Source organism: Xanthomonas sp. F1, assembly GCF_014199855.1.
This window is the reverse complement of record NZ_JACHOK010000006.1, coordinates 106,352-120,826: the sequence shown is the minus strand read 5'-3', so window position 1 is coordinate 120,826 and position 14,475 is coordinate 106,352. Positions and strand designations below refer to the sequence as shown.

At 66.3% G+C, this 14,475-nt stretch carries 11 protein-coding genes; 4 read left to right on the top strand and 7 right to left on the bottom strand.

Features of this window, described 5'->3' with window-relative positions; all coding sequences use genetic code 11:
- Positions 1-256: 256 nt before the first annotated feature.
- The gene (locus GGR71_RS14320; protein WP_160957705.1) at positions 257-646 is read right to left on the bottom strand and encodes a ribonuclease domain-containing protein; all 390 of its coding nucleotides are present in this window, start codon (positions 644-646) and stop codon (positions 257-259) included.
- A 425-nt stretch (positions 647-1,071) separates the two neighbouring features.
- Between GGR71_RS14320 and GGR71_RS14315 the strand changes: the two genes are divergently transcribed.
- Positions 1,072-1,854, top strand: coding sequence for a 1-acyl-sn-glycerol-3-phosphate acyltransferase (locus tag GGR71_RS14315; protein WP_160957907.1), 783 nt, complete (start codon positions 1,072-1,074; stop codon positions 1,852-1,854).
- Positions 1,855-1,905: 51 nt separating this feature from the next.
- Here GGR71_RS14315 and GGR71_RS14310 read toward each other — a convergent pair whose 3' ends face one another.
- The 3 genes from GGR71_RS14310 to GGR71_RS14300 form a co-directional block, all read right to left on the bottom strand.
- Complete coding sequence (locus tag GGR71_RS14310; RefSeq protein ID WP_160957708.1) at positions 1,906-2,742, bottom strand: DUF6348 family protein; 837 nt, start codon at positions 2,740-2,742, stop codon at positions 1,906-1,908.
- A 267-nt stretch (positions 2,743-3,009) separates the two neighbouring features.
- Positions 3,010-3,744: a hypothetical protein gene (locus GGR71_RS14305; RefSeq protein ID WP_184452066.1), complete on the bottom strand. Its 735-nt coding sequence runs from the start codon at positions 3,742-3,744 to the stop codon at positions 3,010-3,012.
- Between the two features lie 166 nt (positions 3,745-3,910).
- Complete coding sequence (locus GGR71_RS14300) at positions 3,911-4,504, bottom strand: hypothetical protein (RefSeq protein WP_160957710.1); 594 nt, start codon at positions 4,502-4,504, stop codon at positions 3,911-3,913.
- Between the two features lie 206 nt (positions 4,505-4,710).
- On the opposite strand from GGR71_RS14300, the gene GGR71_RS14295 reads away from it, so the two are divergent.
- Positions 4,711-5,367 (top strand): hypothetical protein, encoded by a 657-nt coding sequence (locus tag GGR71_RS14295; RefSeq protein WP_160957713.1) that lies wholly within the window; start codon positions 4,711-4,713, stop codon positions 5,365-5,367.
- Positions 5,368-5,629: 262 nt separating this feature from the next.
- Here the strand turns inward: GGR71_RS14295 and GGR71_RS14290 are convergent, their stop codons facing one another.
- The 3 genes from GGR71_RS14290 to GGR71_RS21115 all read right to left on the bottom strand — a co-directional run bounded on the left by GGR71_RS14290 (position 5,630) and on the right by GGR71_RS21115 (position 9,398).
- On the bottom strand, positions 5,630-6,832 hold the full coding sequence (locus tag GGR71_RS14290) for a sensor domain-containing phosphodiesterase (protein ID WP_237474251.1): 1,203 nt from the start codon (positions 6,830-6,832) through the stop codon (positions 5,630-5,632).
- 397 nt (positions 6,833-7,229) lie between these two features.
- The gene (locus tag GGR71_RS14285; protein WP_343160792.1) at positions 7,230-7,841 is read right to left on the bottom strand and encodes a CPBP family intramembrane glutamic endopeptidase; all 612 of its coding nucleotides are present in this window, start codon (positions 7,839-7,841) and stop codon (positions 7,230-7,232) included.
- Positions 7,842-8,069: 228 nt separating this feature from the next.
- Positions 8,070-9,398 (bottom strand): pyridoxamine 5'-phosphate oxidase family protein, encoded by a 1,329-nt coding sequence (locus GGR71_RS21115; protein WP_237474252.1) that lies wholly within the window; start codon positions 9,396-9,398, stop codon positions 8,070-8,072.
- Between the two features lie 226 nt (positions 9,399-9,624).
- On the opposite strand from GGR71_RS21115, the gene GGR71_RS14275 reads away from it, so the two are divergent.
- Positions 9,625-14,142: an RHS repeat-associated core domain-containing protein gene (locus GGR71_RS14275; RefSeq protein WP_237474253.1), complete on the top strand. Its 4,518-nt coding sequence runs from the start codon at positions 9,625-9,627 to the stop codon at positions 14,140-14,142.
- Positions 14,133-14,453 carry a hypothetical protein gene (locus GGR71_RS14270; RefSeq protein WP_184452064.1) on the top strand — a complete coding sequence of 107 codons (321 nt, stop codon included), beginning with the start codon at positions 14,133-14,135 and terminating at the stop codon, positions 14,451-14,453. The genes GGR71_RS14275 and GGR71_RS14270 overlap by 10 nt, the downstream gene beginning before the upstream one ends.
- Positions 14,454-14,475: the final 22 nt, after the last annotated feature.

Genomic DNA, 14,475 nt, shown 5'->3' with positions numbered 1-14,475 from the left:
AAGCACCAGTGGCGATCGACTTCACCCCTCGTCGGGATTGAAGTCCTCCACCACCTATCCAGCACACTCATCGCAAACCATTGCGTTTGCAGGAGCGGCTTCAGCCGCGACGAAGGACGCCGCGATCCCCATCGGTACCGGCCACCGCCAAAGCACAATCACCGCAGCCGCCGCCCGGTGCCCATACTCACGCACCGCGCTGGCGCACCGCATCGGCTGGCACCGACCATAGGCGGGCGGCGCCAGCCGGACGCGCTCACTGCACCGCGCAGAACGTCGTGTAGTGATCGGCCGAGTAGTAGCGCTGCGCGATCGTCGACTTAGTCTTGCCGTCGGTGACCAGGAACACCAGGCGATAGGTGCCGGCCGGGCCGCCCGGGTCGCGCCGCGCCTTGCCTTCGTAGTAGGTCTGCCCTTTGCCGGCTTTCGGCAGACGCCCTTCGGCATTGCCGAACACCTGCACGTCCACCTGGGTGGGACCGCAGGCGGCGATCGGGTTGGGCATGGTGATGCAGTACGCCATGTCACGAGCGGCCTCGCGCACGTAGGTGGGCAATGCGCCGCAGGCGGGCGGCGCCTTCTGCGCCTGCGCCTGGGTGGAGACCAGCAGCGCGGCAAGCAGGACAGCGTGGATCGGACGGGACATGGACGTGCTCCTTGGAAGTGATCGGGATGGCCGCCACCGGCGAACGGCGCCGCGGCGGGCGCTGCCACGATGCGCAGGCGCCGGCGCCACGCCCATCGGGCGATGGCTGATCTGCGGCCGGCATGGCGCCCCGGTACGGCAGGGATCCAAGACGGCGGCGAAGGGGCGACGTGAACGCCGGAACGGCATCGGGACTGGAAGTGCGCGGACACGGCACATTCCCTGATGCATCCTCACGCGCCCCACCGCGGCACCGCGGCACCGCGGCACCGCGACACCGCGACGTCATGAATGCCGAAGACGCAGGCCTCGGCTACCATCGCCGCGGGCGCGCCGCCGCGCGCGCCGACCGTCTCCCCAGCCCCCCCTCGCCCATGCCCGCCGCCGTTCCGCTCCGCCCCGCTGCAGGCGCCCTCGTCGGCCGCCTGCGCACCATCGTCCGCGTTGCCGTCTGCGTGCTCGCCAGCCTGCTGCTGATCCCGCCGCAGTGGCTGCTGATGCGCTTCACCCGCGGCCGCGGCGCGTTCGTGCTGCCGCGGCTGTGGTTCGGCTGCCTGCGGCGCGCCCTGGGCCTCCGCGTCGAGGTGGTGGGCGCGCCGCGCGAGGCGGGCGGGACGCTGTTCGTCGGCAACCACATCTCCCACTTCGACATCGTGGTGCTGGGCAGCCTGCTGCGCGCACGCTTCATCGCCAAGAACGACATGGAGCGCTGGCCGGGCATGCGCCACATCGGCGCGCTGGCGCAGACCGTGTTCATCAGCCGGCGCCGCCAGGATGCGGCCGCGGTGGCCGCCTCGGTGGCCGCGCAACTGCGCCCGGATCACGACGTGGTGCTGTTCGCCGAAGGCACTACCTCCTCCGGCGAGCGGGTGGCGCCGTTCAAGTCCAGCCTGTTCTCGCTGTTCCTCAGTGCCGATCCGGGCGCGCGGCAATGGACCCTGCAACCATTCACGCTGGACGTGCGCAGCGTGGACGGTCAACCCATCGCGCAGGGTGGCGATCGCGATGCCTATGCCTTCTACGGCGAGATGCAGGCCGGCGCACACGTCGCGCAGTTCCTGCGCCTGTCCGGTGCGGTGGTCAGGGTGACCTTCCACGCACCGATCGCGGTGGCGCCGGGCAGCGACCGCAAGGCGCTGGCGGCACAGTTGCACCGCATCGTGGCCTCGGCGCTGCCGGCATCGCCGGCGAATGCCGCTGCGGCCTAGGCTGGCGCCGTACACCAATGGGCTTGCGCTCGGACAGCGCGCGATGGCACCTCAGTGCGTGGTATCCGCCACCACCGGCTCCGGCAGGCGCACCACGGCGTACTGCTTGCGGAACTCCATGGCGCCCAGCGCCGGCCAGGTCTCGGCGTAGCGGCGCAGGCAGGCCACGCCTTCGGGAAAATCCTCGCCATTGACCCGGCAGTCGGCCGCGACCTCGCCGTCGGCATCGCGCGAGGCGAACAGCCGGATCCCGAGCATGCGCCGATCGCGCTGCAGCAGCGGCATCAAGGCATCCAGGCTGTTGGTGAACAGGCAGCACGGGCAGAACGCATGCTCCGTGTCGTCGCCGGCCGCAGCCCGGGCCGCATCGCCGTTCATGTGCGCCACCGGCCCCAGCACTACCGTGCGCCGCACCGCGGCCTGCGCCTCGGCCGTGGCAGGGAACTCCATCTGCAGCGTCATGCAGCGGGCATCGGCCGGTGCCGTCACCGCCTCCGACAGCGCCACCAGATCGGTGCGCGCCCAGGTCGTGAAGCCCGAGGCCAGACTCGCTTCGGTGTCTTCGCCGATGGAGTGCTGGAACTCGACGATGCCATCGGGGAACAGGCTGCGGTGATGCACGCGAATGCAGCTGGCCGTGCGCACGCCGCTGCGCAGTTCGGCCAGGTCCACCAGTTCGGTGAGCAGGTGCAGACCGTTGCCGAGCACGACGGCATCGTCGTGCAAGTTTGCCGCATGCCCCTCGCGCTGCAGCACCTGCAGCAACAGTTGCTGCAGTGCCTGGCCCGGTTGCGCGTCGGGCGCGGATTCGGACCCTGCAGCATCGCGCGTGGCATCGAGCCCGCTCGGCGAGGTGCGGGACAACAGGCGTCGCAGTCGGTCGATCATCCTTGCTCCAGGGCATTCCAATGCACAATCGGTCGCCGGAAGTATGCGCAGTGGCCCGCGGCGACGGCAACCGGCGATGCCATGGCCACCGACGGGCCGCACGGTGGGCAGCAGCCTGCGGCGCCCGCTGCGTCACTCGCCGCACGCCGGGCGCAGGGACGCCAATGCCATCGCGCCGCACCCCGAGCCGGCTGTGCCGCGCACTGCGCCGCACGCAGGCCGCACATGGCGGCGCGTGCCTGGCCGGCATCCGCCGCACGCGCCCGCTCAGTGCCTGGCCGCCTCGCACAGCTTGCGGTTGAACCAGGTGGACTTGGCGATGGGCAGGTACGCGTCCCAGTCGCTGGGCGGCAGCATGGTGCTCTGCTTTTCCAGTTCCGCCTGGAACGAGGCCTCGTCGTGACTGCGGCCGGCCATGGTGCCATCCAGCGCCGCCAGGCACTCCTGCGGCCGGCCCAGGCGCAGCAGGGTGATGGCGCGGTCGTTGGCGAAGCGGTCGCGATCGAGCCAGTTGAGGAAGCCGCCGCACTCGCCTTCGAACGCCTGCATGCCGGCCAACGCCTGGGCATAGCGCTTGCCGCGATAGTCCTGCAGATACCCCTCGCGCCGCCGGCTGCTTGCTGCGGCGGTGCAGCCAGCTGGCAGCCGCAGGTAGTCGCCCTCGAAGCTGGCGCGCATGCCGCAATAGTCGCGGCAGCTCTCCTCGGTCAGCGCGGCCACGTTGAAGCCGCCTTGTACCGGCTTGAACGCGAGCTTGCACGGCACGTCGCCGGCGTCGTTCACCTCCGCCTTGTCGCCCTGCAGCGTGCCCGACAACGTGCAGGTGTGGCCGTTGGCACCGACCGACAGCAGATCGAACTGACGCGCCCCGCCCTTGTCGGTGACCCGCATGCTGCCCCAGCCTTCCTTGGTGGCGTACTCGCCGGGCGTCGGGCCGGCTGCCGCCGCGCCGAACGTCACCAGCCACACCAGCATCGCGCTCCATCCGTATCGCCGTGCCATTGCCTGTTCCTGCCTTCGATCAGAGCCGGCAAGTGTGCGGCATCGCTGCGGCGGCGAGCCAGTGCCGATGTCGCCTCGCCGCAGCAATGGCCTGGGCGGTCGGCCGGATCGCGCCCGGCCTGGGCCTCCCGCGCGACACGCCCAGGCCGCGCGAACGCGCAGGCACTCAGTTCTTCAACTGCAGCGTCTCCACGTAACCGCCCACCGCCGCCTGCAGGTGCACGATCTCGCCCAGCATCGGCGGATTGTTGCCGGCGACCTCGGCCGTCACCACCACCGTGCCGTTGTTGTAGCTGGCGATCGTGTAGGTGGGCGTGGCACCGACCACCTTGAGCGTTGCGTTGACGTACTGCAGCCCGGTCAGCACGATGTTCCACTGCGGCCTGCCCTTGTACTCGCTGAGATACGCGAACGCGGACGTATCGAAGATCGCGCCGTAGGAATAGTTGTCGACCGCCTGCACGACGCTGTCCACCAGCTCCTGCCAGGGAATACCGTAGATCACCGTGCTGGTCCGTGCACCCGGATAGTTGCCAAAGCGTTCCTTGGCCGCCTGTGCGGCGACTTCGGGAATCTCGGTGCGGTCGTAGTGCTTCTCCAGGAAATCGAATTCGCTGGGCATCTTGCTCTCCTTGGTGGGTGGCGCCGCAGCGCCTGGCGTGGCATGTGTCGGGCTGGGAGACGCCGTGCCCCGCGGCGGCGCACGCGCCGGCTTGAGCGAGGACAGCAACATCAGCAGGGTGGCCGCGGTGGACGGCATGCGATCGGCTCCTCGGACGGTTCCCGAGTGCTAGGACGTCGCGCGGCGCGAGGTGTGAACGCCGCCCGTCCCTGCCGCGCGACGCGCAGGCGGCATGCACTTCACAGACGCATGCCCGCGACGTCTATGCAATCGACTGGCTCGACGCCGCACGGCCCGACGCGCGCGACAGACGGCCGTCGTCTTCTCTTCCTCAGGAGTCACCCATGCCCGTGCTGACCGATGCACAACTGCAAGGCCTTGCCAGCCCCGCTCTCGACGCAGGTACCGAACTCGACCCCACTTGGGTCGACCCTTATCCGGATGCCCCATGCTGGGGGTGGGCACTGTTCAGCGGCGACGGTGGCAACGCCGCCAATACGCCGCCGACGATCTTCGAGCAGGCGCTGGAGCTCAATGCCAGCGGCGCGCTGGTCGGTCTGCGGCCCGGCTTTCGCGACTGGGTCGACACCACCTTCCATATCCCCGCCGCGACGGCGCAGGCGGACCTGATCGAGCGGCATTTCCAGGACGCGCTGATCGACCTGGACGACGACGCCCAGGTCGTCTGCACCGGCGCCTTCGCCAGGCTCTGCATCGCCGCCGCCGGCCTGACCATCAGCGCCCATCCCACCCGCTACAGCATCGTCATGGCCTCCGATCATTGGTACACATGGGAACACTGGGCGCTGGGCCTGGCCAACAACCTCAACGCACCACGCAATCCGGCCGTGCAGTACACGCAGCGCGATGCGGGCGTCAATCCGGTCAATACGCGGTGCGGCCATGTCTGGGGCCAGCACCCCATCCTCACCTCGGTGTTCGTCACCGAATTGCAGCCGGGCCACCTGAGCTACCTGCAGCACGCCGTCGGTTGGCCGTGATCACGTATCGACGCGCGCTGCATCGCCACGCGGATGCGCGGCACTGCGTTGGCGCCTGCTCCGGCGACGGCCTGCACAGACGGTCGCGCCTCGTGCAGTCCGTCGGGAGCCTTGAGTCAGCTCCATCGCGTCCTGCGGCGTAACGCACGTCCCTGGTGCAACTGCGCCAGGACGTGCCCATCGGTATGCAACGCTTGCAGTCCAACGTCGCCCGCCACCGCGCCAGGCGTGCTTCACCTGCCCGCGCGACGCCGAAACGGCGCTAACCGACCTCCTTCAACGCCAGCGCCAGCGCCGCGTCCTCGTGCAGCGGCCGCGACAGGAAATATCCCTGGACGAAGTCGACCTGTAACTCGCGCAACGCGTCCAGCTCCTGTGCCGTCTCCACGCCCTCGGCCACCACCTGCGTGCCGATCTCGTGGGCGAAGTTGGTCAGCCCCTTGGCCAGCGCACGGCGATTGCGGTCGGAATGGATGCACTGGGTGATGCTCATGTCGAGCTTGATGACGTCCGGCTGCAACTGCAGGATGTGGCGCATGCTGGCGTAGCCGGCACCTGCATCGTCCACCGCCACCTGCGCACCGCGTTCGCGCAGCGGCGCCAGCGCCTGTGCCAGTGCCTGGTAGTTGCGCACGATGGCGTGCTCGGTGATCTCCAGGGTCAGGCGCGCCACCTCGGTATCGTCGCCGAGCAGGCCCGCCAGGGACGCGGAGGTCATCAGTTCCGGCGACAGGTTCACGCTGAGCCGGTATTGCGGCGGGAACTGCCGCAGATGCGCCAGCGCCTTGGCCAGCACATGCAACTCCAGGCGGATGCCGACGCCGGCTAGCTCGGCCTGATGGAACCACTGCGCGGGCCCGCGCTGCGGCGTGACATCGAAGCGCGACAGGCACTCGAATCCATGCAGGCGCAGTCCCTGCAGCGCGAACATCGGCTGGAACACGATGCGTGGCGCGCCCGCCGCCAGCGCACCATCGATCTCGTCGATCATCGCCTGCCGTTCCAGCTTGTGCGCCTCCACCTCGTGCAGGCGCAACGCGAAGATCTCGGCGAAGGCGCGCAGCATGCCGATGTCGCGCTCGCCCAGGTCGTGCCTGGGCAGGAAGCTGAAACAGCACAGCGTGCCGTAGACCCGGCCGTTCACCTGGATCGGCACGCTCATATGCGAGCCGATCGGGATCTGCCACGTCGCCGGAATGCATCGCGCGGCCGGCACCAGCGAGGTGTCCGGAATGAGCTGCGGCAACTCGCCGCGGACCACGCCCATGCAGTAGCCATCGGCGAACGGCAGGATCTGGCCTTCGTGGATGGGTCCATCGGGCGGCCCGTCCACGTGATCCAGCACGCGATCGGTTTCCCGGAAGCGCGACAGGAACGCCACGTCCATGCCCAAGTGCAGGCGCACCACGCGCAGGCAGCGGCGCAACTCGCGGTCGCTGATCTCGCCCGACAGCAGCTCGAACAACGGATGAGGTTCTGGTGCACCCTCGCTCAACAGCATCCCGCTTCTCCCCCGAAAGCGTTGCGGTCCCGCCGCTTGCCCGCGCGTGGCGCCGGCCGTGATGCAGCAGCGGAACCCTGGACATCCCCCGTTTGTCCAGCGGGCGACACATCCTTGTCGTCCGACTGTAAGACCAGTCGGACAACGGCGAAAGCGCTGGCTTGTTCAGAAAGTGAGCTGTCTACGGCAGCGACTGTGTCGGAGATCGAGGGACTGCGCATTCAGCTGGCGAGGCGGATCGACGATCGCAGATCGGTCTGACACGGCAGCCATTTACGAGGTGGGACGCCCTCCCCGCTCGCGCGTCACCGACGCGTGCAATCACCGCAGCACCCACCGGCCTGCGGGTGCGCCCAGCGGATCAGGCGTAGGCCATCAGCCCCAACAGATCCAGCGCCGCATGCGCCACGATCGCCGGCCACAGCCGCCCGGTGCGCGCCACCCACCAACCCAGGATCAGCCCCACCACCACGATGCCGATGGTGCCGACCGGCCCCTGGTACAGGTGGTACGACGCGCGGATCGCCACGCTCACATTCACCGCGAACGCCGGGCTGTGCCTCCGTTCCAGCACGCGAATCACGTAAGCGCAGACGAACACCTCTTCGAAGATCGGATTGAGCAGCGAGACCAGCACGACCACGCCTGCCGACAGCGGCCCGGCCACCATCGCGTCCATCGACGGATTCACCTCGGCCGCCACGCTGTCGTTCAACAGGTTCAACGGATACGTCGCCACCAGGCAGGCGGCCAGCAGCGCCAGGCCAACGCCGAGATCGCGCGCCTGCCACTGCAGTCCCAGCGCCTGCGGCGTCCAGCCGCGGAACCGCAGCGTCGGCAGCAACACCGCCAGCACCAGCAGCTCGTAGAACACCATGCCCCACAGGTTCGCGTCGGAAAACGACGGCACCACCGGCGCCAGCACCGCCAGCGCACTCCAATAGATCGGCAGCCCGAACGCCACCGCAATCACCAGCAGCAACTCACCCCACCCGCCTGACGGCTCCCCACGTCCCCGCATCCACCATCCCCTGTTGTTCGTTGCGCGCTCCGAAAAGGGCGTCGTCGCCCTTCCCACCACGTGGCGCACCGTAGCAGGGCGGCATGACCGGGGAAATCGGTAGCCGAATCGACCGACGGCATGCAGTTCCCCGCGGCGAGGCGCTGCGCACGCGTCGCCCTCACGTCCGATCCGGTCGCGTTAGTACAGCGAGTCGCGGGTGCGCTGCGGCAATTCCCGATCGTAGGCGTCGGCGTCGAATGCGCCATCGGCCAGATGCGCGTGCATGGTGCCAGGGCTGGGCAGGCGGTCGCGTGGCAGATGCCGCGTCGGGTCCCACAGCTGCGACCGCACCATCGCCTTGGCGCAGTGGAAGTACGCGGCCTCGATGTGCACCACGATCACGCTGCGAGGCAAGCGCTCGCCGACCGCGAACCGCGCCAAAAGATTCGGATCGACGCGGATCTCGGCGCGGCCGTTCACCCGCAAGGTTTCGCCGATGCCGGGAATCAGGAACAACAGCGACAGCCGCGCATCCTGCAGCAGATTGCGCAGCGTATCGACGCGGTTGTTGCCCGGCCGATCCGGCAGCGCCAGCGTGCGCGCATCCAGCACCTGCACGAAGCCCGCCGCCTCGCCGCGCGGCGAACAGTCCAGGCCCTCGGCCCCGGCCGAGGCCAGCACCACGAACGGCGACGCGTGCACGAACGCCTGGTAGCCGGCGTTCAGATGGTCGAGTTGCTTGCGTACCGCGCGCTCGGCGGGTTTGCCGTAGAGAGCTTCGAGGGCGTCGAGGCCGGTGATGCGACCCGTGGCCAGGCCCTGCGACAAGATGGGCGATGCCGTCTCGGTCGGTACATCCACCTTGGCAGAGCTGGCGTTGGCTATCGCCGCAGCAAGCACGCTTTCGTATAGATGTAGACGCAAACGGAACTGGGCGCCTAGCCAACTGATCATCCACAGGAACGCCGCGAACAGCGCCAGAACTGAAAGCCACGCAGGCAACGCCAGCAGATCGCGCCAGTTACGCAAGACGACGAGCAGCGACAGGCAAAGAGGCAGCAGCCCCAGCTTATCCACTCCGCCGACGAACAGGCCAAGCTTGGCAACTAGGCGTTCCTGCGCCATTTTCGCGTAGCGCAATTGGTCCTCCAGCTCTTCGCGTGGATAGACCAGCAGCCATTGAGCTAGCTGGCGCAGTTCGCCGATGTCATGATCGTGCTGCAGGATCCACTGTCGGCGCGCGTTGAAGAATTCGTAGATAAGCAGCCGGACCGTGCGTAGGAAATAAGGCGCAAAGGCGACGGTGAGTACCAGCCCGACTTGCGACAGCGTCACCATCCAGTGCTGCGGCGCAATCCAGACCAACAGCAGCGAAGGCAGCAAGGCAAGCATGGCGCCCGCCCATCCCACCGTGTTGAGCGCCCTGAGCCAACACGGTGCCGACAATGCGGACACCGGTCCTTCCGGCATCGCCTCGATCTTCTGCTCCAGCAGCGCGAACGTCAGCGGCGGTGTGGTGGCATCCATGGCGGCGATCTCCTTAGGCAAGGCAATAGGCCTGCTCCGGCGGCATGATCGCATCGCTGCGAGGCATTGCGCCCAGGTCGATAGCAGGCCGCTAGACGCTTGGCCGCCAGGCAACGAATGCATCAGACGAAAATCCAACTCCTGTCTCAGAATTTGCAACAAGGACCAGTAAGATGGCGCCGCCAAGGAGTTGCACGCTGCGGCTACCGGCACTACAACTCAATCGATGCTCAAGGACGAAGCTATGCCGAACCCCCACGTTCGTGCCGCCCGCCGTTTCGGCGGTGCCTTCCTGCTGTTGCTCGCCGGCGCACTGGTCGCCTTCCCCAGTATTGCGGTGACACCGAAGCGGCAATATGGGCCGCCGTATGTCGGGGATTCCAGCAATGGTTCGCAATCGTTTGCCACCGTGAACGAGGCGGTGCAGTTCGTCATCGATGGCGCCATGCGGGTGTGCCAATCCAATGGCTGCGAAAAACCGCCCGTCTTTACCGTGTCCTACAGCGATGGCTTCGCGGCCGCAAGTGTATATTCCAACGGGCATTGGTGGGGCGATGTCTACGCCAACGATAAGATTGTGGGCGAAGGCCAGCCGGTCAAGAACACGGGCAGTTGCAACACCGGGTGCACCGGCGGGCTTGGCCAGGCCGGCGACAACACAGGCCCGCATGGCAGCAGCGGCAATGCGACGCTGAAGCAGGGTGGGGTGCATCGGGGAACTGCCTTCGAAGGCGACCCCATCAACACGTCCACGGGCAACATGTTCCGCCAGGACACCGACTACGATTCGCCGACCTGGCTGACCCTGCGCCGGTTCTACAACAGCAAGACCTTCGTGACCGCGGTGACGCTGGGCAAGCAGTGGCGCCACTCCTTCGAACGTCGACTGGATCTGATGCTGTCAGGCGTCGCCAATGGCGGCAGCTTTATCGATGTCCAACGGCCTGACGGTGTGGTGGAACGGTTTCGTCCCAGCAACGGCGCGTGGGTGCCGGACCCGGACATCGCCGATATCTTGACCGAGCGCCGCGACAGCGCCGGCGTGTTGCTGGGCTACTCCCTGGCGGTGGCGGCGACCCAGCAGACCGAGCTCTACGACACCGCCGGCCTGCTGCGCTCGGTGTTCGATCGCATGGGCCAGACGGTGTTGACCTTGCAATACAGCGACCTGCCGCCGGTCGCCGGCAGCAAACCGCCGCCGAACCTCCTGCAGCGGGTCACCGATGCGGGCGGCCGCTCGCTGAGTTTCGCCTACGACAGCAACAACCGCCTAAGCACTGTCACCTTGCCCGACGGCGGAACGCTGACCTATGGCTACGACAGCATCGGCAACCTGACCTCCGTGCAGTATCCGGACGGCAAGACGCGCCAATACGTCTACAACGAGGCCTCGCTCACCTCCAACAAGAGTCAGCCGACGGCGTTGACCGGCGTCATCGACGAGAAGGGCGTGCGCTTCGAAACCACACGCTATGCGAGCAGTGGCGATGCGATTGCGTCGAGCTTCGCTGGCAACGTCGATGCCATCTCGGTCGAGTATTCGGCTTCCACCTCCAACTGGGCCACCCCGGCCGCAGTCACGTCGCCGCTGGGATTCAGAACCTTTCTGACCTACACCGACACCGGCTACGGCTCGCTCAAGCCGACCGGTGCCAGTGTGCCGTGCGGTGAACAATGCAATCAGCCCTGGAAGGCGCTGACCTACGACGACAACGGGTATCCGGCGTCGAGGACGGACTTCAAAGGCGTGGTCACCAAGACGACCCATGCCGCCGGTGGCCTGTTGACCCAGCAGATCGATGCTTCGGGGACTGCGCAGCAACGCACGACAAATACGACCTGGAACACCAGCCTGCGCGTGCCGCTGACGCGCACGGTGCTCGATGCGTCCGGCGCCACGACCGCCAAGACTGTGTGGGCCTACAACGCTCGCGGCCAGCAGACAGCACGTTGCGAGGTAGATCCAGCCGTATCCGCCGCCATGAGCTACAACTGCGGTAGCACTGCCAACGCGCCGACCGGCGTGCGCCAGTGGCTGACCAGCTACTGCGATAGCGTGGACGGCACACAGTGCCCGCAGGTCGGCCTGGTGCTGAGTCAGGACGGCCCGCGCACGGACGTGGCCGACACCATCACCTACCGCTACTACATGACCGCCGACGAATCCGGCTGTGCCACTGTCGGCGGCGCCTGCCACCGTGCGGGGGATCTGTCTCAGGTCATCGATGCGCTGGGCCGGGCTACCACCTATGTGACCTACGACCGCAATGGGCGCCCGACGCGCACCCAGGACGCCAATGGCCTGATTCGCGACCTCACCTACACGCCACGCGGCTGGACCGCCTCAAGCACGTTGCGCGCGAACGCTGATGGCATACCGTCCGACCAAGACCAGACCACGGTCGTGGCCTACGATGAGGTGGGGAACATCAAAAAGGTGACCGACCCCGACGGCACGTTCGTCACCTATGGTTACGACGCTGCGCATCGCTTGACCGACGTGACCGATGGCGCCGGCAACACCATCCATTACACGCTGGATCCGTCCGGCAACCGGGCCAAGGAAGACATCAAGGACGCGTCGGGCACGCTCAAGCACACGCTATCGCGTCTCTACAACCGAATTGGCCAGTTGGCGACGCAGGCCACGGCCGAAGCCGATCCGACCGACTTCAGCTACGACGACAACGGCAACGTGCAGCTGGTCACCGACGCGCTCAAGCACAAGACCCAGGCCGACTACGATCCGCTCAACCGGGTCAAGCAGACGACGCAGGACGTGGGCGGCATTTCGGCCAAGACCCAGTTCGACTACGACGCGTCGGACCGCATTGCCAAGGTCACCGATCCCAAGGGCCTGGCGACGGTCTACCAATACAACGGCCTGGGCGACCTGCTGACGCTGATCAGCCCCGACACCGGAGTGACCAGCTACACCTACAACAGTGCCGGCGACATGGTCACGCAGATTGATGCGCGCGGCACCAAGACCAGCTACCTCTACGACGCGCTGGGGCGCCTGACCAAGACCACCTATGCCGACAAGGCGCTGATCGCTACCTACACCTACGATGCCAGCCAGAACGTGTGCGCGGCCGGGGAAACCTTCGCGCTGGGCCGCTTGAGCAGGTTGCAGGACGGCAGTGGCACGACCCAGTATTGCTACGACCGGTTCGGACGCGTCGTGCGCAAGGTGCAGACCACCAACGGCAAGGCGTTCGCGCTGCGCTATGCCTACACCAAGGGCGATCGCCTCAGCCAGGTGACCTATCCAGATGGCGCCGTGGTGGACTACGTGCGCAACGCGCTGGGGCAGGCGACGGAAGTGGGCGTCACGCCCGCCGGCGGCGTGCGTCAAAAACTGCTGAGCGGCGCGACTTACTACCCGTTCGGCCCCAGCGCTGGCTGGACTTATGGCAACGGCCGTCCGTTGCAGCGCGTGCTGGACAAGAACTACCGCCCGCTGGCGATCCAGGACGGCCGCAAGGATGGCCTGAATATCGGCTTTGGCTTCGACCCGGCGGGCAACCTCACTGCGCTGACCGCGCCGGGCAATACCGCACCCGTGGTGAAGTTGGGCTACGACAACCTGGGCCGGATGACCGCCTTCAAGGACGGGCCGACCGGCACGGTCATCGACGGCTACAGCTACGACGCCACCGGCAATCGCCTCAGCGCCCAGGTCAACGGCGCCATCCAGACCTACACCTATCCAACCGACAGCCACCGCCTGGCGAGCGTGGCCGGCGCAGCGCGCAGCTACGATGCCGCGGGCAACACCACGGCCATCGATGGCACGGCCCGCACGTTCGCCTACGACGCGACGGGGCGCCTCAGCCAAGCCACGCGCAGCAGCACGTTGGCGATGGAGTATCGCTACAACGAGCGGGGTGAGCAGGTGCGGCGCTTCCTCGGCACCACCAACACCTACACCGTCTACGACGAAGCAGGCCATTGGGTGGGCGACTACGACACCAACGGCAAGGCCCTCCAGCAGGCGATCTGGCTCGATGGCCTGCCGGTGGGCGTGCTGGCGGGGACCGCGCTGAACTACGTGCAGCCCGACCATCTGGGAGCGCCACGGGTGGTCATCGACCCGGCGCGCGACGTTGCCATCTGGACCTGGGACATCAAGGGCGAGGCGTTCGGTAATACGCCGCCGAATCAGGATCCGGACAACGACGGTGCAGCGTTCGTGTTCAATCTGCGGTTCCCGGGTCAGCGTTATGACAGCGCCACGGGACTCAACCAGAACTATTTCCGGGACTACGACGCTGCCACTGGGCGGTATGGGGAGAGTGATCCAGTCGGCTTGGGAGGCGGACTCAACACATATGCCTATTCGGAATCCAACCCGTTTTCCAATAGTGATCCGTATGGGTTAACTATCGTCGTTCCACCGTGGTGGTCAATATCTTCGCCGAAACCTGCTTTGACGCCTCGGCCAATAACCGCTCCTCTTGATCCGGCCATCCCGTTTCCGGGCACTTCCCCTAATGATCCCTTGGGTGAATACTGCCAAAGCCTTGCGAGAAGAATTGAAAACACAAAGAAAGAGATCTACGAAAAGAGATATCCAGATCTTGGTAAGAATCCCAATCCTCTCCCCTGGCGTATAGGGCCAGGAGAAAAGTTGAAGGAGACTATCCGAGGGCATGAGAAGTTACTGAATAGAAGGCTAAGGGAGTTGAGAGAGATCGAGAACGAATATGACCAGAAGTGTCGTATAGTCGCGTGTACTTAGATTCCAATCTGGAAGGAGTGAAAGTGGTTGCTAAGAAGACAGAATTTCAGCGGGCTGCCGGAAAGCTCATTTCCGCTATTCAAAAGGAATGGGGCGATGAGCTTGGTGAGAAAAATGCTGATTTTTCGGAAGATGTCATGAATGCTGCGCATGACATTCTTCAATGCAAAAGCGCTGAGAAATTAAGGGAGATGTTGGGTGGAAAAAATGTTAGGCAGCATCTGGGGGACGTTTGGGTGCAGCGGCACCCCAGTGTGAAGCCCGCCATTGCGGAATTGGAACGAGTCATTGCTATTGACTTAGGGTCATAACAAGGCGCGGGGTTTTCAGACA

Excerpts from the sequence above, each read along its gene's own strand:
- GGR71_RS14295 (WP_160957713.1), top strand. The coding sequence starts at position 4,711 with ATGCCCGTGCTGACCGATGCACAACTGCAAGGCCTTGCCAGCCCCGCT.
- GGR71_RS21115 (WP_237474252.1), bottom strand. The coding sequence starts at position 9,398 with ATGGATGCCACCACACCGCCGCTGACGTTCGCGCTGCTGGAGCAGAAG.
- GGR71_RS14320 (WP_160957705.1), bottom strand. The coding sequence starts at position 646 with ATGTCCCGTCCGATCCACGCTGTCCTGCTTGCCGCGCTGCTGGTCTCC.
- GGR71_RS14275 (WP_237474253.1), top strand. The coding sequence starts at position 9,625 with ATGCTCAAGGACGAAGCTATGCCGAACCCCCACGTTCGTGCCGCCCGC.
- GGR71_RS14310 (WP_160957708.1), bottom strand. The coding sequence starts at position 2,742 with ATGATCGACCGACTGCGACGCCTGTTGTCCCGCACCTCGCCGAGCGGG.
- GGR71_RS14300 (WP_160957710.1), bottom strand. The coding sequence starts at position 4,504 with ATGCCGTCCACCGCGGCCACCCTGCTGATGTTGCTGTCCTCGCTCAAG.
- GGR71_RS14305 (WP_184452066.1), bottom strand. The coding sequence starts at position 3,744 with ATGGCACGGCGATACGGATGGAGCGCGATGCTGGTGTGGCTGGTGACG.